This is a genomic window from Lonsdalea populi, assembly GCF_015999465.1.
GTDB lineage: Bacteria > Pseudomonadota > Gammaproteobacteria > Enterobacterales > Enterobacteriaceae > Lonsdalea > Lonsdalea populi.
The window spans coordinates 834380-853427 of sequence record NZ_CP065534.1; the positions used below are offsets into that span (position 1 = coordinate 834380).

General features: G+C 54.9%; 15 protein-coding genes. 3 read left to right on the forward strand and 12 right to left on the reverse strand.

Annotated elements, in window-relative coordinates; genetic code table 11:
* Window positions 1-105 precede the first annotated feature (105 nt).
* From I6N93_RS03735 to I6N93_RS03790, 12 genes are all read right to left on the reverse strand, one after another.
* Entirely contained in the window at window positions 106-1416 is a 1311-nt protein-coding gene (locus I6N93_RS03735) for a sensor histidine kinase (protein WP_085688620.1), read from the reverse strand.
* Between the two features lie 5 nt (window positions 1417-1421).
* Window positions 1422-2840: a sigma-54-dependent transcriptional regulator gene (locus I6N93_RS03740; RefSeq protein ID WP_085688623.1), complete on the reverse strand. Its 1419-nt coding sequence runs from the start codon at window positions 2838-2840 to the stop codon at window positions 1422-1424.
* Window positions 2841-2865: 25 nt separating this feature from the next.
* Window positions 2866-5298 (reverse strand): ABC transporter permease, encoded by a 2433-nt coding sequence (locus tag I6N93_RS03745; protein ID WP_085688626.1) that lies wholly within the window; start codon window positions 5296-5298, stop codon window positions 2866-2868.
* Window positions 5299-5308: 10 nt separating this feature from the next.
* Window positions 5309-6016, reverse strand: coding sequence for an ABC transporter ATP-binding protein (locus I6N93_RS03750; protein ID WP_085688629.1), 708 nt, complete (start codon window positions 6014-6016; stop codon window positions 5309-5311).
* 14 nt (window positions 6017-6030) lie between these two features.
* Window positions 6031-7284 carry an efflux RND transporter periplasmic adaptor subunit gene (locus I6N93_RS03755; RefSeq protein ID WP_085688632.1) on the reverse strand — a complete coding sequence of 418 codons (1254 nt, stop codon included), beginning with the start codon at window positions 7282-7284 and terminating at the stop codon, window positions 6031-6033.
* A 467-nt stretch (window positions 7285-7751) separates the two neighbouring features.
* Window positions 7752-8714, reverse strand: a complete 963-nt coding sequence (nrdF, locus tag I6N93_RS03760; protein WP_085688635.1) for a class 1b ribonucleoside-diphosphate reductase subunit beta — start codon at window positions 8712-8714, stop codon at window positions 7752-7754.
* A 23-nt stretch (window positions 8715-8737) separates the two neighbouring features.
* Window positions 8738-10867, reverse strand: coding sequence for a class 1b ribonucleoside-diphosphate reductase subunit alpha (gene nrdE / locus I6N93_RS03765; RefSeq protein ID WP_099017442.1), 2130 nt, complete (start codon window positions 10865-10867; stop codon window positions 8738-8740).
* Window positions 10867-11274, reverse strand: a complete 408-nt coding sequence (nrdI, locus tag I6N93_RS03770; protein ID WP_085688641.1) for a class Ib ribonucleoside-diphosphate reductase assembly flavoprotein NrdI — start codon at window positions 11272-11274, stop codon at window positions 10867-10869. Before nrdI ends, nrdE begins: the two co-directional genes overlap by 1 nt.
* Before the next feature lie 9 nt (window positions 11275-11283).
* Window positions 11284-11517 (reverse strand): glutaredoxin-like protein NrdH, encoded by a 234-nt coding sequence (gene nrdH, locus I6N93_RS03775; RefSeq protein WP_085688644.1) that lies wholly within the window; start codon window positions 11515-11517, stop codon window positions 11284-11286.
* A 209-nt stretch (window positions 11518-11726) separates the two neighbouring features.
* The gene (speD, locus tag I6N93_RS03780; RefSeq protein ID WP_085688647.1) at window positions 11727-12521 is read right to left on the reverse strand and encodes an adenosylmethionine decarboxylase; all 795 of its coding nucleotides are present in this window, start codon (window positions 12519-12521) and stop codon (window positions 11727-11729) included.
* 29 nt (window positions 12522-12550) lie between these two features.
* Window positions 12551-13414: a polyamine aminopropyltransferase gene (speE, locus tag I6N93_RS03785; protein ID WP_085688650.1), complete on the reverse strand. Its 864-nt coding sequence runs from the start codon at window positions 13412-13414 to the stop codon at window positions 12551-12553.
* A 108-nt stretch (window positions 13415-13522) separates the two neighbouring features.
* On the reverse strand, window positions 13523-13870 hold the full coding sequence (locus I6N93_RS03790) for a YacC family pilotin-like protein (protein ID WP_085688653.1): 348 nt from the start codon (window positions 13868-13870) through the stop codon (window positions 13523-13525).
* Window positions 13871-14124: 254 nt separating this feature from the next.
* Between I6N93_RS03790 and I6N93_RS03795 the strand changes: the two genes are divergently transcribed.
* From I6N93_RS03795 to ltrA, 3 genes are all read left to right on the forward strand, one after another.
* Window positions 14125-15723, forward strand: coding sequence for an ABC transporter permease (locus I6N93_RS03795; protein WP_176222558.1), 1599 nt, complete (start codon window positions 14125-14127; stop codon window positions 15721-15723).
* Window positions 15724-15730: 7 nt separating this feature from the next.
* Window positions 15731-16795 carry an ABC transporter ATP-binding protein gene (locus I6N93_RS03800; protein ID WP_085688659.1) on the forward strand — a complete coding sequence of 355 codons (1065 nt, stop codon included), beginning with the start codon at window positions 15731-15733 and terminating at the stop codon, window positions 16793-16795.
* Between the two features lie 708 nt (window positions 16796-17503).
* A complete protein-coding gene (gene ltrA / locus I6N93_RS03805; RefSeq protein ID WP_085690274.1) occupies window positions 17504-18841 on the forward strand; it encodes a group II intron reverse transcriptase/maturase in 1338 nt (445 codons plus the stop codon).
* The last annotated feature ends 207 nt before the right edge of the window (window positions 18842-19048 follow it).

Here is a 19048-nt window from a genome sequence, read left to right on the forward strand (position 1 = left end):
GCGCATCAGAAAAAAGCGCTGAGCGTTTTTCTCCATGCCGCAGGTTTTCGCAGTGCTACAGCCGTTGCGTACAGAGAGGCATCATCACGCCGGTGATCTTAACATCTACTCCGTCGGGAATTTGATGGTGACCTTACAGCCCGACCGGTCTTCCCGGTTCGCCAGGCTGAAATAACCGCCGTGGGACTCGACAATCTGGCGAGAGAGCATTAAGCCGATGCCGCTCCCATTCTTCTTCACGCTGTAAAACGGGACGAAGATATTTTCCGTGTTGCCGATACCGCAGCCTTCATCGAGGATTTTCAGGCAGAACTCGTTGTCTTTGACTTTCCAGCTCAGATAAATGGCACCTTCGGGTGAGGTCATGGCTTCATCGGCATTCTTTAAAATGTTGATCAGCATCTGTTCTATTTGAACGGCATCGATATTGACCACGACACTCTCACTGGAAAGGATGTGCGTTTTTCGGTGTTCAAATAAGGTGAGAATTTTTCTGATGAGCGAGTCGATATTGTGCGGCGCTTTCTGAGGGAGGGGAAGCGAGGTGAGTTTCCGATAGCTGTCCACAAAACTTCTCAGATTTAAGGCCCGTTCATGAATGATATCCAGCCCATCGCGTAAATCCTGATTCTCCTCCTTGCCATCGTCAGGTACGGCCGACAATAACATCTGGCTCAACGAGGCGATGGGCGTCAGCGTATTGTTGATTTCATGGCTCATGACGCGCAGCAGGTTTCGCCATGCGCGGTACTCTTCCTCACGAAGCAACTGGCTCACATCGGTGATGAACAGTAGCTGCTGCTTCTTGCCATTTTCGAAATATTTTTCCAGGACGATTTTGTAGCGTCCGCGCCGTTTTGGAAACTGGTACTCTACGACGCTGTTGGCCGGTAGTTCGAAGAGCGAGCGGAATGACAGGCCACTCAGTGCGAGGCCTTTGAGCTCGTTGGCCGACTGGCCGAGCAAGGAAACGGCGGTTTCGTTCACGAACGCGATTTCCTGCTCGCTGTTCAGCGCCACGATGGCGACGTCAATATTGTTGAGCACCTTGCGCACCAGATACTGCTGCTGTTTGATGTGCAGACGCTGTTTTTGCATCGAGGAGGCGAGCTCGTTGATCATATCAATCAGGCCATTGAGCTCGCTGTCGGCCTTCTGACGTTTTCCCCGCAGGCTGAAATCGTTATGCGTGATGGCTTCGATCAGATTGGTCAGCGTTGTCAGCTGAAAATTCAGCACCTGCCGGGTCATCAGCGAACAATAGCCGATCAGCGTCAGACAAATCAGCGCCACCAAGGCGATCAGATAACCGGAGTAATCATTCCACATCATTAGCACGACAATCGCCAGCGACGAGGGCAGTGAGGCGATGATCAGCAGCCGTTGCTGTAATGACTCCAGTGAGTGCCGGCACATAGAATTCAGCCGGTCCTTTTAAGACGACGATAAAAGGCGCTGCGGCTTAGCCCCAGAGATTCGGCCGCTTCAGAAGCGTTGCCGTTGTATACCGCCAGGCGTTTTTGCAAGGTTTCCTGCTCGATGTCTTCCAGCGTCATTAATCCGATTGGCTGAGCGCTCTGCGTGTCAGGCTGCGCGCTTTCCACCCTTTTTTGCGGCTCACCTTCCAGGTCGCCAGGCAGGGCGAGCCGGAGGAGATGCGGGTCCAGCACGTGACTGCTGCTGAGCAGCACCGTGCGCTCCAGCGTGTGATTAAGCTCTCGAATGTTCCCCGGCCAGGGATAGCCTTGCAGCGTCTGCATCGCCTCTTCGGTAATCGTGAAGGTGGGTTTGCGGTAGCGTTCTGTGAGGCTTTTCAGCTTCCGTTTGACCAGCTCGGGGATATCCTCTTTCCGTTCGCGCAGTGCGGGAATGCGCACCTCGAACGTGTTCAGGCGATAGTAGAGGTCTTTGCGGAACTCGCCGGCCTCGATCATCGTCGCCAGGTCGGCATTGGTGGCAGAGATAATGCGGACATCCGCCGACTGGGTTTTACTCGCCCCGACTTTTTCAAACTGGTGCTCTTCCAGCATGCGCAGCAGTTTCGCCTGCTGATTGATCGGCACATTGCCGACTTCATCGAGGAACAGGGTGCCGCCGTCCGCCAGTTCGAAGCGCCCGATGCGCTGCGTTTTGGCGTCGGTAAACGCGCCTTTGACGTGGCCGAACATCTCGCTTTCGAACAGGCTGTCAGGAATGCAGCCCATATTGACCGAGACAAAGCTGGCGTCGCTGCGGGTAGAGTGTTGATGAATGTAGTTGGCCAGCATGCTTTTGCCCGTTCCGTTTTCACCGGTGAGCAAGATGCTGGCGTGACTCGGGATCACCTGCTGCAAAATCGCCATCACCTGCTTCATCGATGGGGATTGCGCCACCAGTTCATCCTGCAAACAGGGGTGAAGCTGCTGCTGGAGCAGGACGTTTTGCTGCTGCAACGAGCGCTGCTTTTTCAGGACTTCCACCAGTTGCAACTGCACATTCAGCGCCTGCACCAGGCGCTCGTTGTCCCAGGGCTTTTGGATGAAGTCGGCGGCCCCTTTCTTCATCGCTTCCACGGCGATATCGATAGACCCCCAGCCGGTCATGACGATAATCGGCAAATCGGGCTCAATCCGTTTGATGTCCGCGATAAGCTCCAGTCCCTCGTTACCTGAGGTGGTATCACGCTGATAATTTAGGTCAAGTAACGCGATATCGGGCTTGCCTTCCCGGACTTGCATGAGCGCCTCATCCGTCTGGGTGGCGGTGATGACATCGAACTGATGCAGCTTGAGCATTAGTTTCAATGTCTTGATGATGCTGATGTCATCATCCGCCACCATTACCTTGTAACTCGACTTCATGAGGCCCTCACTCTTTCCTGCTTGGTTATTGATGTCTTAGCGCATCGATTGGCTGTATCTGGATAGCGCGTCTTGCCGGAATCAGCGTGGCCACGGTGACGACGACGGCAATCGGCAATGCCGTGGCGACAAACAGCGCCGTCAATGCAATACCCTGACTGCCGAAGATGCGTAATATCATCGGCGTGACGACTGCAATCACCGGCAGGCTGATCGCCAGCCCGATGGCCAGTTGCCACCATCCCTGCATCAAGATCAACCTGATGATATTGGCGGGGGTGGCGCCTAACGCGCGCCGCGTACCCAATTCGGCATAGCGTTGATGAATCGTCTTCGCCATCACCCCATAAATACCGCTGCCGGCAAGCAAGACGGCCATAATTCCAAATACATTGAATAATATAGAGATGTAACTTAAGCCTACAGTATTTCTTCCCACCACTTCCTGCAAAGTTTTCTCCTGATAGGCTGGAAGCTGGTTATCTATGCGGCTGACGCTGGACTGAATGATATGGCTGAGATCTTCGTGATTCACCCCTTTGACGATAATCGACATCTGATCCTGCGGCGCTTGCAGCATGGAGCGGTAGGCCGTGGGCATCTCTTTGCTGTGGCCGAAAGGTCGCCCCTGAATGATATGAGGAATAACGCCAACCAGGGTATACCAGTCCCGATCGCCGCCCTCGATCCATCGAATCTTTTTGCCGATAGGCATCGGCTCGTCGGGCAGGTAGCGATCGATAAACGAGCGGGTGACGACAACGACCTTTTGCGAGCGGATGTCATCATTCAGATTGAGCAAACGGCCGGTCTCCGCTTTGACGCCTAAGGCTTCCAGCGTGCCGGGATAGGCAATCACATCATTGACGAGCGGATACTGATTGCGGTTGGAGCGCAGATAGCTGGCCCCTTCGATTTCGATATTGCTCGTCGGCGTGAATTCGCCGGGCAAGCGGCTGATCAAACCGGCCTGCTCCACCGACGGCTGAGATTTCAGCTCAGCGACGACGCGATTGTCGAAATTATAGCCGTCCAGCGCGGTAGGGTAGGTTCTTTCCGTCAGGCTGACCTTGGCTGACCAGATGTTCTGTATCTGAACGCCGTAGTCGATTTTGGACGCCTGCGCGACAACCAGCGACAGCAGCGCGCCGATACACAGCACCGCACAGGAGAGAGCGACTTCGAAAATCACCAGAGCGCGGCTGATCCGGCTGCTGCTGCGGCTTTGCGCGCCGCGAGTTCCATCGCGCAGCACGTCGTTAACGTTGCTGTTGACCATTTTCCAGGCCGGCAGCGCGCCGGTAATCAGGCTGGCCAGCGCCACCAGGACGAGCGTTTTTGCCACCGTGCCGATATCGATACCCAGGTGCCACCAGAAGGGCGGCTGGTCCGGCACGATTCTGACAATCAGTTTATTGGTGAGAGACAGCCCCCAGCCGGCCAGCAATAGCCCAATCAGTCCGCCCATGCAGCAAATGATCGCGCTTTCCCACATCATCTGCAGGACGACGCGCAGGGGAGGCGCGCCATGCGCGATACGAATTGCGGTTTCTTTGCTGCGTTCGATGGCGCGAACCAACAGCATATTGCCGACGTTACAGCAGGCCAGAAGCAGGACGAGCCCCACCGCTAACAGCATGATCAGGAAGATGGGTTTGGAGTCTTCTCCCATGAAGCTGTCCATGAAGGTAATGGCGAAGGCCGACCGGCCTCGGTTGATCTCCGGGAACTGTTGCGCTCGCGCGTCCATGATGTTTTTCAGTTCCGCGTCGACGTCTTCCATTGAAAAACCGCGCTTGATTTTGCCGAAGACCTGAATCGATGGCGCATTCTCCACGGTGATGTGGCGCAGGTTTAGCGTGGAAGGTTGCCAAATCTGGTTATTCATCGGAAAGGCGAACCCTTTGGGCATGACGCCGATGATCCGGGTGCCGATGCCGTTCACGCTGAAGGATTGATTCAGGATGTCCTCACGTCCGCCAAAATAGTTTTGCCATATCTCATGACTGATCACAGCGACGGGATTGGCGCCTTCTCCGGTATCTTGCTCATTATAAATTCGCCCCAGCTCGGGTTGTACGCCCGTGTAGCTAAAGAGATCGGGTTCTGAGCGGATGGCGATGTACCGTGATGTCTGTCCATCCAGGCTGATGTTGGCGACATCGCCATAGTAGTAGCCCAACTGCTCCAGACGCTGGCTTTTCTCCTTTAAATCCATGAAGTCCATGTAGCTGATAGGCGAGTCGCCTAACCGCACGCCATTAATACTCGGGCTGACCGCCACCATGCGTTCGGCATCCTCGAAAGGCAGGGGTTTCAGCACCAGTCCGTTGATGACCGAATACATGTAAATGCACATGCCCAGGCCAATCGCCATAATCAGCATGGTGAACACGGAAAAACCGGGGCGCTTTAGCAAGAGGCGACAGGCATAGCGCAAATCAAAAATCATCGACATCGGTTTCTCCTTAAACCACTCTGGCGAGGTGCTTCAGCTTATGGTCGTCAATCACCATACCGTCAAAAATTTCTATTTGTCGCAATGCGCGGGCTGCTGAACGAGGATCATGGGTCACCATGCAGATGGTTGAACCGGCCTGATGAAGATTATCGAACAACGACATCACGGCATCGGCATTACGCGAATCCAGGTTACCGGTCGGTTCATCCGCCAGCAGCAGGGATGGGTTGCCGACAATGGCGCGCGCCACCGCGACGCGCTGCTGCTGTCCGCCGGAAAGCTGGGAAGGGTAGTGTCGGCCCCGGTGTTTCATGTCCACCTTTTCCAGCGCGGCATCCGCCATGGCTTTCATTTGCTTGTTGCTGATGCCCTTGCGGTAGGTGAGCGGCAGCATGACGTTTTCATCAACAGTCAGATCGCTTATCAGGTTAAAAGACTGAAAGACGAAACCTATCTCAAGGTTACGAATTTCCGCCTGCTGCTTTGCGGTCAGTTCATTGACGTTATGACCGTTAATCACGTATTCGCCCTCCGTTGCCTTATCCAGTAATCCGAGGATAGACAGGAGCGTGGATTTACCACATCCCGACGGGCCGGAAATAGAAACATAATCCCCTTGTTTGATCGTGAAGCTCACATCACTCAGAGCATGGGTTTCCATTTCCTCAGTAAAAAACACTTTTTTGATGTTTTTAAGCTCGACAACTGCTGACATACAAGAATCCTTTATTAGCGAGTGATGCTGATTTGATCGACGTGTTCCCAGGATTGATAGCTCGATAAGATGATGTGATCCGAGGCTATCAGCCCTGACGAGATAGCGATTTCATTCGCCGATCCCATCCCGAAGGTCACGGGTACTTTTACCGCACTTTTACCATCTGCCGAGAGCTTGTACACGATCCCTGGGGTATTGCTCTGGGCGTACACAGGCCGCGGCGCGTAAATCACATTTTTCAGGTTCGCCACCTGTACGCGACCTTCGATACTGAGATCCGGCCGCGCTTCATTGGGCAGTGGTTCCGTGAACTCGACGTCAACCTGCACCGTGCCATTGATGACGGCGGGATCGATTCGGGAAACTCTGCCGTGGATCTGGTTGGTGTGGGTGTTGATCAGCACGGATTGATCGATCGCAACGTCTCGGATCTGTCGCTCAGGCACTTTTAATTCAGCGATGAGCTGGTCCTTACGTGCGACGCGAGCGAGGCTAAATCCATTGGTGATGTGTTGTCCCACTTCAATATTGATTACTTGAATAATACCGGCTTCGCTCGCTTTTACCGTCAAAGAACGTATCTGCGTTTCCGCCCGCGCCAACATATTTTTCAATTTGCTGAGCCGCGCGTCGTCCGCCTCTTTATTTTCCTTCTGCACGACGGCCAGCTTTTCAAGCTGCTCTTTCGTGTACATCAGGCTTTGTCTGGTCTGCTCGGTGGCAAGCTTTGAGCGATGCAGGACCAAAAGGGGGACAGATCCATCGTTTCGCTTATTCAGCATTTCCGCGACGTCATATTCGAGTTTAGCGTGACGGTACTCCTGCTCCGCTTTGACAATGGCTATCTTGGCGGCCAGATAAGCGCTTTCCTGCTGGCCTTGCAGCGCTTTGTTTTCGGCCTCTTTCGCACCAAGCTCCCAACGCAGTTCTTCCGTGGTCTGGATCAGCTCCGGATTGACCAATACCGCGATAACGTCTCCGGGCTCTACGGCTGTGCCGGGTTTGACTCTTACGGACTCGACAATGCCGTCGATATTGGAGGATATCCAGGTTGCATTGCGCGGGGCAAGAATGCCGTTGCCCTGAACCTCGATGACCATATCGCCCTGTTTAACCTGACCCATCAATAGTTTGGAAGCGCTGACCTCGAAGCCTCCCGGATCAAAACCGATCAGAAAATACCCTGCAATAAGCACGAACAGCGCGCCCCCTGCGATTAAAAAAGGTTTAATACGCCCCTTTTCAATTGTTCTTTTAATATCCATTCCGACATACTCATTCCAATAAACTCGGGCTGATAAAGCAGGTTTTATGCCAGTTATTAACTAATTGATTAATATCATTTTTTATTTTATTGGTTTTTAATAATTCTCACTTTTGGGATTAAATTAACTGCTTGAGTTAAAAATGGGACAGTGAGATAGGTGATTGAAAAATGTAATTAACTTCACGCCTGACCGAAAGCGCGCCGTTGAAGCGACTATCGAGATATCATCGTCGGTTCGGTGTGGATGTTCGGCGTTAAGATCTTCGCGTTGGCATTCGATCCGGAAATATGCGGCATCGCGGGTTTCAGATAGGGTTGGCGTCAGGAATGGGGAAGTGAGGTTTTCAGAGCCAATGCCGCCGCTGAATTCGCCGTGCGGCGGGATCGCGGGAAGCGCGGTTTTATGACTCTCCTTTTTGAGAGCCTTCAATCCATGGGGAGTTGAAGGCGTCGTGGCGTAGAGAATTAAAAATCCCAGTCTTCATCTTCCGTTTCGACGGCTTTGCCGATGACATACGACGAGCCGGAGCCGGAGAAAAAGTCGTGGTTTTCGTCGGCGTTCGGCGACAGGGCCGCCAGGATCGCCGGATTGACGTCCGTCATGCCGGCCGGGAACAGCGCCTCGTAGCCGAGGTTCATCAGCGACTTATTGGCGTTGTAATGCAGGAACTTCTTCACGTCTTCCGTCAGACCTACGTCGTCATACAGCGCTGCGGTGTAGTCCACCTCGTTGTCGTAAAGATCTTGCAACAGCTCGTAGGTAAAAGCCTTGATCTGCGCCTGGCGGGCGGCATCCACGCGTTTGAGTCCCTGCTGGAACTTGTAGCCGATGTAGTAGCCGTGCACCGCCTCGTCGCGAATGATTAGACGAATCAGATCCGCCGTGTTGGTCAAACGCGCGCGGCTGGCCCAGTACATCGGCAGATAGAAGCCGGAGTAGAACAGGAACGACTCCAGAAACACGCTGGCGACTTTCTTCATCAGCGGATCGTCATGCTCGTAGTGTTTCAGGATCAGTGAGGCCTTGTTCTGGAGGGCTTCGTTTTGTTCGCTCCACAGATAGGCGTCGTCCACCTCGCGGGTCTGGCACAGCGTCGAGAAGATCGCGCTATACGAACGGGCGTGCACCGCTTCCATAAAGCAGACGTTGGACAGCACCGCCTCTTCGTGCGGCGTGATCGCATCCTGCATCAGCGACGGCGCGCCGCGCGTGTTTTGCAGGGTGTCCAGCAGCGTCAGGCCGGTAAACACCCGAATCGTCAGCTGGCGTTCCTGCGCGGTGAACTGCGCCCAGGACGGAATATCGTTCGACAGCGGGATCTTTTCCGGCAGCCAGAAGTTGGCGGTCAGGCGATTCCAAACCTCCAAATCTTTGTCGTCCAGCGGCCGGTTCCAGTTAATCGCCCGCAGCGGGGGAAGTTTGCTCATAGCGTCAGTTCCGTCAATAAAAATCACAATGCGCAGGATACGCAGCCTTCAATCTCTGTGCCTTCCAGCGCCATCTGGCGCACCCGGATGTAGTAAAGGGTTTTGATGCCCTGTTTCCAGGCGTAAATCTGCGCCTTGTTGATGTCGCGGGTCGTGGCGGTATCCGGAAAGAACAGCGTCAGCGATAGCCCTTGATCCACATGTTGGGTCGCCACCGCATAGGTATCGATGATTTTTTGCGGGCCGATGTCGTAGGCGTCCTGATACAGCGCCAGGTTTTCATTGGTCATAAACGGCGCCGGATAGTACACCCGCCCGATTTTGCCTTCCTTGCGGATCTCAATGCGCGACACGATGGGATGAATGCTGGCCGTGGCGTGATTGATGTAGGAAATAGAGCCGGTCGGCGGGATCGCCTGCAGGTTCTGGTTATACAGACCTTTCGCGATCACGCTGTTCCGCAACTGCTGCCAGTCTTCACGGTTAGGCAGGCGAATGCCGTTGTCGGCGAACAACGCACGGACTTTCTCCGTGGCGGGTTGCCATTCCTGCTGGAGATACTTGTCAAAGAACGCGCCGCTGGCGTAAGTGGACAGTTCAAAACCCTTGAAGGTTTTGCCCCGCTCGATAGCCAGTTGGTTAGAGGCGCGCAGCGCATGGTAGGCCACGGTATAGAAGTACATGTTGGTGAAGTCCAGCGCCTCTTCCGAGCCGTAATACATGCCCTCCCGCGCCAGGTAGCCGTGCAGGTTCATCTGTCCGAGGCCGATGGCGTGGGAATCCGCGTTGCCTTTCGCGATGGAAGGCACCGCGTTGAGCTGGCTCATATCAGAGACGGCGGTCAGACCGCGCACGGCGAACTCCACCGCGCGGCCGATATCTTTGCCGTCCATCACATTCGCAATGTTGAGCGAGCCGAGGTTGCAGGAGATGTCCTTCCCGATCTTCCGGTAGGTGAGATCTTCTTCATACTCGCTCGCCTGGTTGACCTGCAAAATCTCTGAACACAGGTTGCTCATGTTGATGCGGCCGTGGATCGGGTTGGCCCGGTTAACGGTGTCTTCAAACATCATGTACGGATAGCCGGATTCGAACTGGATCTCGGCCAGCGTCTGGAAGAACTGACGCGCGCTGATGGTCCATTTGCGGATTGTCGGGTTATCGATCATCTCCTGATATTTTTCGCTAATGGCAATTTCCGACAGCGGCTGACCGTAAACCCGCTGAACGTCATAGGGTGAAAACAGATGCATGTCTTTGTTTTCACGCGCCAGATGCAGCGTGATATCCGGGATCACCACGCCGAGCGACAGCGTTTTAATCCTAATTTTCTCGTCCGCGTTTTCCCGCTTGGTATCGAGGAACCGCATTATGTCGGGGTGGTGCGCGCTCAGATAGACCGCGCCCGCGCCCTGACGCGCGCCCAGCTGGTTGGCGTAGGAGAACGCGTCTTCAAGCATTTTCATGATCGGGATAATGCCCGATGACTGGTTTTCGATACGTTTGATGGGGGCGCCGGTTTCGCGGATGTTGCTCAGCGAAAACGCCACGCCGCCGCCACGCTTGGACAGCTGCAACGCGGAGTTAACGGCCCGGCCGATGGACTCCATGTTGTCTTCGATACGCAGCAGGAAGCAGGAGACCAGCTCGCCACGCTGCTGCTTGCCGCAGTTGAGGAATGTCGGCGTCGCGGGCTGAAAACGCCCGGTCATCATCTCATCGACCAATGCTCGCGCCAGCGTCTCTTCGCCGCGCGCCAGCGTCAGCGCGACCAGGCAGACCCGGTCCTCAAACCCTTCCAGATAGCGTTTACCGTCGAAGCTTTTCAGGGCGTAGCTGGTGTAAAACTTGAACGCGCCGACGAAGGTTTTGAAACGGAATTGGTGGCCGTAAGCCTGTTGGAACAGCGCTTTGATGAACGCGGCGTCGTACTGGGCCAGCACGTTGGCTTCGTAGTAATTCTCATCCTGCAGATAGGCCAGCTTGTCTTCCAGCGTGGCGAAGCGCTGCGTTTTGGGCGCGACATGTTGAGCGAGATACTGACTGATGGCCTGCTGATCCTGCTCCAGCTGAATCCGGCCGTCGGCATCGTAAATGTTCAGCATGGCGTTGAGCGCATGGTAGTCGAGCCCGCTGTCGAGGGGCCGCGTCATCACTGATTCTGCTGTAGCCAAAGGTTGACTCCTTTACGCACGTTTTCCACATCTTCAGGGGTGCCGGATAGCTCAAAGCGGTACAGGCAGGGCACCTGGCATTTGCGTGCGATAATGTCGCCCGCAATACCGTAGGCTTCACCGAAGTTGCGGTTGCCTGCGGCGATAACGCCCCGGAGAAGATGTCGATGGGAAGGGTTGTTGAGAAAGTGGATCACCTGACGGGGGACCGCGCCAATCACCGTGCCGCCGCCATAGCTGGGAACCACCAAAATATAGGGTCGCGTGACCTCTTTCATTACCGCACTTGGCCGAACAGGGATACGGATGGCCGGGAGCCCCACCCGGTCGATGAAACGACTCGTGTTCTCCGACTGGCTGGAGAAATAGATCAACAACGGATTCATGCGTTGGCCTCAGACGGCAATGGCACGCAGCGCATGGATTTTGTCCGGGCGAAAGCCGCTCCAGTGTTCCTGCCCTGCCACGACCACCGGCGCCTGCTGGTGACCCAGCGATCGCACGAAAGCCAGCGCCTGCGAGTCCTGAGTCAGATCGATTTTGTTATAGCCAATCTGGTGCTTGTCGAGCGCCCGGCAGGTGGCATCGCACTGCGGGCAGTTGGATTTGCTGTAAACAGTAATGCTCATGATTCGTATTTACCTCTGGGCGCAAAAAAAGGGGGCGAAACGCCCGTTCAAGAAGCGATGGCGGTCTCCCGCCGTGGCACACGTTGTGTCGTCTTCTGAAAGGCAATACTAGATATAGTGGTGAAAAATATCAACCACGCAATATATGGGATTTCTATGGAAGTTAAGCGCTAGAAAAGCCTAAAGGCAGGCGCCCTTAGGCTTGGCGGTCACATGGCGGGGATGTTTCTGCCGTAATAAATTTCCTGCATTTCGCGGTACAGCAGATCGGTAATCCGATGATGCTCGTCTGGGCTCAGCGCATCCGGACTGGCGTTGAACAGATAGTGCTTCAGATCGAAATCTTTCAGCAGCATTTTGGTATGGAAGATATTTTCCTGGTAAACGTTCACATCCATCAGGTGATACAGCGACTTCATATCATCCGACATAAAATTTTGTATTGAATTGATTTTATGGTCGATGAAGTGTTTAACGCCGTTCACATCGCGGGTAAATCCGCGCACGCGGTAGTCGATGGTCACAATATCTGATTCCAACTGGTGGATCAGATAGTTAAGCGCTTTGAGCGGGGAAATGACGCCGCAGGTGGACACTTCGATATCGGCACGGAACGTACACAAACCGCCTTCAGGATGGCTTTCCGGATAGGTGTGCACGCAAATATGGCTTTTGTCCAAATGGGCGACAACCGAATTCGGCAGCGGGCCGGGATGTTCGGAGGTATCCACGTCGCGCGGATCTACGGGTTCCTCGCTGACCAGAATGGTCACGCTCGCGCCCTGAGGCTCATAATCCTGACGGGCTATGTTCAGGACGTTGGCGCCGATAATAGAACAGGTTTCGGTCAGGATTTCTGTCAAACGGTTCGCGTTGTATTGCTCGTCGATGTAGGCAATATATCCATCGCGATCGGCTGGCGTTTTGGCATAACAGATATCGTAGATACAAAAACTCAGGCTCTTGGTCAGATTGTTAAAGCCATGTAGTTTCAGCTTTTGCAATTTAGTTCACCCCCTTATGGATGCGATGATCAGCGCGCGGCCGACAAAGCATTCAGCAAATACTGCGGCAGGGCAAAGCTGCCTACGTGGATGGCCGGATTATAGTAGCGGCAGTCGATTCCCGTCGCGGCGAAACGTTCTTGCAGATGTTCCGGGTTCAGTTGGCGTAAGGCTGGGTTGTTGCTCGCCCAGGCGAAGGTCATGATCCCGCCGTAATAGGTGGGGATCGCCGCCTGATAGAAGCTGACGTCGCTAAAGTAGTGGCTCAGCTTGTTATGGCTGGTGACCGACTCATCCTGCTGGAGGAAACAAACGCCGTTTTGCGCCACGAAAATACCGCCGTCGTTCAGGCAGCGTGCGCAACCCTCATAGAAGCCGGAGGTAAACAGGCTTTCTCCGGGACCAATCGGGTCGGTGCAGTCGGAGATAATGACGTCGAATTTTTCCTGGCAGGCTTTAACGAAGTTCACGCCGTCCTCGATGACCAGACGGAAACGCGGGTCGTCATAGGCGCCCGCGCTGTGGTTCGGCAGGTACTGACCGCAGAACTCCACCACGCCGGCGTCGATTTCGACCATCGTGATCTGTTCTACGCCGTGATGACGACAGACTTCGCGCAGCATACCGCCGTCGCCGCCGCCAATAATCAGGACGCGTTTGGCATTGCCATGCGCCAGCAGGGGCACGTGAGTCAGCATCTCATGATAGATAAACTCGTCACGTTCGGTGGTCTGCACCACGCCATCCAGCGCCATCACCCGGCCCAGCGCGGCGTTTTCGAAAATGATCAGGTCCTGATGGTCGGTCTTTTCGTGATAGAGCACGCTGTCTACAGCAAAGTACTGACCGAAGTTGGCATGGAGTGTTTCATACCAAATTTCTTTCTGGGACATGTTAGTGCTTCCTCCGCGATAACAGCCATGAAAATTGGCGCGCTATGATAGCTAACTCTTATTAGGCTTGCACGGTCAAATTTCACGCAGTGCGGAGGATTTAGACAATTACTGGGTATTCGCCAGCAGACTGAGCGAATTTCGGGCCAATGACTGGCATTTTTTGGGGGTAGGAATGGCGATGCCGCTTAAATCGCGATAGCTGGATTCGCCCAGTTTGATCATGTCGTAGGTGTTGTAGTTGCTCAAATCCCAGCGGTTCTGCTGAGCAAATCCCACCAGCGCGCGTCGAATTTGTTCATTGGGCAGATCCTGGTAGCCGCAGTTATTTTTCAGATACACGAAGATGGCCGTCAGATCGGCAAGGTCTTCGGCTTCAAATTCGTTAAGTGCTTTACTGGCGGAGGAGACACTCAACAGACTCAGCAAGAGTAGCGCCAGTGCGGATTTTTTCATGGTTAGACCTGTTTCATACTGCCGTTGGTGAGACGTTACCACAGTTATTATCGCGGATTCCAAGTTTTATTATGCGGTTAAGATGTCCTCCGCCTGCCACGATCAACGCTGGCGCGCAGGCCTCGACCGACCGTCAGGCTAAGTATTGACCAGTAGCCGGATTAGTGCCTTTTTCCCGCAGATTGATTTCACGCCGGCTGAGTTATGCTCTGTTATTAATCGTGTTATCTGAAACTTTTTTTATGCTTTTACCTATGAATCTCAGTATCTGGCGCGTCAGTAGCGGGTGGTTGGCGGGGTTGCTGCTGTTTCCTGTAGCGGCGGTAGCGGTGCTGGCCGGGGTTGAACCGGGCATGAGCATGGCTTCCCTGTGGGCGATGTTGTCGCGCTATGGGGGAAACACCTTGACGATCATGGCGGAGAGTGCGGCAATCAGTTTATTGCTGGCGCTGTCGTTCGCCCTGATCATGGCCCGCTATCGTTTCAGCGGACAGCGTTGGCTACACCTGGCGCTCCTGCTGCCTTTGGCCATGCCCGCCTATCTGCTGGCGGCCGTGTACGGCGAACTGCTGGAGTTCGGCGGTCCGGTCCGGCAGACCTTCTATGCGCTCTCGTTCGTCCGCCCGTCCGGATGGGGCTTCGACTGGAGCCAATCTCTTCGTCAGCTCAGCTGCAGCCTGTGTCTTGCGCTGACGTTGTTTCCCTATCTCTACCTGCTGGTGCGCGCCACGCTAATGAGCCTGCCGGAGAGCGTGATGCAGTCCGGGCAGCTGCACAGTCCCCCTGGACTACAGATGTTTTTTCGCGTCCGTTTTCCCTTGCTTCGCCCGACGCTGTGGCTGGGGCTGGCGGTGGTGGCGCTGGAAGCCGTGTCGGATTACGGCGCGGCGAGTTATTTTTCTGTGCCGACGCTGACGACAGCGAGCCTGGATTTCTGGCGCGACAAGGCCCAGTTCGGGGCGGCGGCGCGCATGGCGCTGGCGCTGTTGCCGCTGATCGTGCTGCTCGGCGCGATCGCGCGTCACGGTCGTCTCTGGCAAGTGCGTTACCAACGTCCCGCATCGCCTTACCCGGTCGAACGACCCGAGGCGCCGGTCTGGCTACGCCGCGTCACGCTATCCGCCGGTTGGGGACTGGTGCTGCTGGCGTTCGGCGTGCCGCTTCTTTGGCTGGCCCGCCACTGGCTGACGACGACGGTCACGCTCTGGACGTTTCCGTTGTTACTGGCGACGATTAATAGTGTGCTGGCGGCCACATGCGCAACCCTGATTTCGCTGGGACTGGCGATGCTGTATCTGTTCGACAGGCGGACCGCGGACAATCCCGCGTTTCGGCACCCGCTGCGCTGGCTGGGTTTCAATCGTGTGTTGCCGGGCAGCCTGGCGGGCATGGGCGTGCTGGTAGCGCTCATGCTGTTCGATTCGCGCGGCATGCCGCTGGCGATGGGCGTCTTGTCCGGCTCGGTGCTGATGTTGATCCTGGTTTATAGTTTGCGGGGCGCCAGCCTCATCATCGCCCCGATGCACCAGCAGTTGCGTCAACTGCCGGCGGGCATGAATGCCATGAGTCGAACGCTGGGCTATTCAACGGCGCAAAACATATGGCTGAACGTGTTTCCGTCCGTACGCGGTACGCTGCTCGTGGGTGCGCTGCTGGTCTGGAGCGAGAGCCTGCGGGAGCTGAATGCTTCGCTGCTGTTGCAGCGCGTCAACGTCGATACCCTGTCGACCTATGTGTTTGGCTTTGCCGAATTCGACCAACTACCATGGGTCGCCGCGCCGGCGTTTCTGCTGGTGTTGCTCGGCGTGCCGCCGGTATTAGGACTTCATCGTCTGCTACAGAGGGAAGGATAAATTCCGCATGACCCTACCTGATATTTTGTCGGTGCGCGAACTGCACTGCGGTTACCCCTCTCATCCCGTCCTGGACGGCATCACCTTTTCCATTCATGAAGGCGAACTGGTCTCCCTGCTCGCGGAAAGCGGGGAGGGCAAGAGCACATTGCTCAAGGCGATTACCGGGCTGATCGCGCCGACGCAGGGCCAGATTGTGCTGGCGGGAACGCCCGTCAACGGCCAGCCCCCGTCTTCCCAGTCCGTTGGGATGGTGTTTCAGGATGATGCGCTGTTCCCGCATCTGACCGTGATGGAGAACGTCCGCTTCGGGATGCAGCACATCCCCGGCGACGAGTCCCGCCGCGTGCTGGAGGTGTCTCTGGCGCTAATGGGCGTCACGGACGTGGCGCAGCGTTACCCGCACGAATTGTCGAAAGAGCAGTGCCTGCGGGGCGCGCTGGCCCGTACGCTGGCCTGTCGCCCCTCGCTTTTGCTGCTGGATTCGCCGTTCACCGGCATAGACAGCCAGCATCGCTACCCGTTGCTGACGCAGCTGCGTCGATTACTGAAGCAGCGCCATATCGCGGCTCTGTTTGTGACCACCGAAAGAGAAGACGCCTTTGCCTTCGCCGACCATCTGATGCTAATGCGCAAGGGCCATCTGGTTCAGCAGGGCGTCTCCGCCGACCTGTATTACCGACCGGTGAATCGTTACACCGCGGACTTCATGGGCTATGGCAATTATTTGCCGGTGAAGATTACGGGGGACAAAGGGTGGAAGAGCTTTCTGGGCGAGCATCATGCGGCGCGCTCGCTGGGGCTGGAGCCGGGGATGATGCGCGACTGGCTGGTGCGCCCGCAGGAAATCGCGCTGGCGCTGGACCCGGAAGGCACGGCGGTGATAGAGGATCGCTTATTTCTGGGAACGAATAACCTATATCGGGTGAGAGTGGGGGACGATGTGCTGCAGGTGCAGACCAATAACTGGTTCGAGCCTGACCAGCCGGTCAGGCTCAGTATTCGTACCGAACAACCGATCTTTTTCCCTCAGCAAGAAGGAAAGACCGTAATTACAGGCCCGGCGGCCTAGGCACTTCGATGTAATCGCCCTCAACGGTGTGGCGGTAGTAGCGGCCGTCTTTGATGTAGAAACGTTCGCCGTTGACGTCCAGCACCGTCATTGTGTTCGTGGTTTCGACGTTCTCCGGATTATTGACGACGACATACCCTTCCGAGTGGACTGAAAAGCTGCTCGATTACTTGCAGGTGAGAGTCCTGCCACGGTAGTTGGTTAATTTGACCGTGTAGCTATGGCGTACGTGTGGATGGTGACTGAAACGCGGGAACAACGTCGGATAAACGTGGCCCCCGATCCAGACAGTGGGCGCGCGCAAATACACAGCCCGTAACTGACAGTGAACTCAAATCCGCCTCGTAAATGTCAGCCATACGGTAATGCTGGAAGAGTATGGTGTAGGGTGGTCTTGCCGAGCCTCTGGAATGGGGGCGAAGGCCAGTGCAGTCCGGTGGATTAATTAACCACGTGAAGCCGGATGAGGGACCCGGGGTATTGGAGATGGGATGTGTAGAAAGTGTCGAGCGGAACAGTCGAGACCTCTACCCGTCGCGGTTTAACCCACCGTGTAATTGAAGGTATAAGGCGTCCACCGAAATCCGGAAAGACGCGGGATAGAGGAGTCGGAGGAGGCCATAGTACTGATGATGGTTGAGACAACAAAACTCAGCCGAAAGGAAGGGCCTCTGCTTCTGTCAGGCTTGGTGATGCAGGAGGTACTACGTGATTGCGAAAGCTCAAAACACGGCATTTGAAAAGGTACGAGTACTGCAACGCAAGCTATACCTGGCCGCCAAGGCGGATCCGAAACGTAAGTTTGGTGTTCTGTATGACAAGGTATGCAGTAACCAGGTTTTAGGCATGGCATGGACTCAGGTCAGAGCTAACAAAGGTGCGCCGGGTATCGACCGGCTCTCGATCGAACAGGTTGAGAAAGAGATCGGTGTTGGTAATTTCCTGCGGGATATCCAGAAGAAACTTGTTGCGAAACGGTATGTTCCACAGCCTGTACGGAGGGTTTATATCCCGAAGTCGGATGGAAAGGAAAGGCCGCTTGGCATACCTGTTATAGCAGATCGTGTAGTACAGGCAGCAGTAAAGATCGTCATAGAACCGCTGTTCGAAGCGAGTTTCAAGGACTTCTCATATGGCTTCCGGCCACGCAGAAGTGCGCAGCAGGCGCTAAGAGAAATCTATAAATGGCTGAACTTTAAATGTCATTGGGTGGTGGATGCCGACTTGAAGTCATACTTCGACACCATTCCCCACGACAAACTGCTGTTGTCGGTGAGGACCAGAGTCATTGACCGCCCGGTCATGAAGCTGATTGAAATGTGGCTGAAAGCTGGAGTTATGGGTGACGTTCGTCAGAAGAGCAGCGATACGGGGACTCCGCAAGGAGGCGTCATATCGCCACTACTGGCTAATCTGTACCTCCACTGGCTTGACCATGCCTGGGAAAAGCAGGGATTCAACCAACGATGGCATGACGCTCATTTAGTGCGTTATGCCGATGACTTTGTCATTTTGTGCAGAAAACAACCGAAGTTTTATCTGGAGCAGGCCCGGAGGATATTGGGTCGGCTTGGGTTAACACTTAACGCAGATAAGACAAAAGTCGTTAACGCGACTAAATCACCGTTTGAATTTCTCGGTCACAGGTTCGCAGTGCAGCCGTCCAAAAAGGACGGAAAGCTGAAGACCTACTATTACCCCTCACCGAAATCAATGAAAACCGTAAAGCGCAAGATCCGCGAAGTCACACAGAAAGGTCAGCACTGGGATCTGCCGGTGTTAATCAGAATGAAGATAAACCCAATCCTCAGAGGTTGGGGAAACTACTTCAGGATGTGTAACTCCCGGATGCACTTCCGGAGCATTGCAAACTACACGACATGGGCACTTTGCATCATGTTAAGGAAGAAACACAAGAAGCGGGCTAAAGGATGGAGGGACCATCCGCCAAACTGGTTCTACGAATATCAAGGGCTGTTCAAATTATACAGCCTGTCGATAACCGGGGATGAAATCAGTCGGTATGCACGCCCTGTGACGCCGTAATGTGGCAGGAAGAAGACAGTCGGAAAGCCGTGTGCGGGAAAACCGCACGCACGGTTTGACGAGGGGCCGCTGGGGAGATGACTTCAAACCAGAGGCCTACTCTACTTGGGCATGGTTATGGCATATGTCGAAAAGCCATTTATGCAATTTCATAACGGATTCAGATAATTATACCCTCTCTCGCGCCAGTTTGACTGGCGCTTTTTT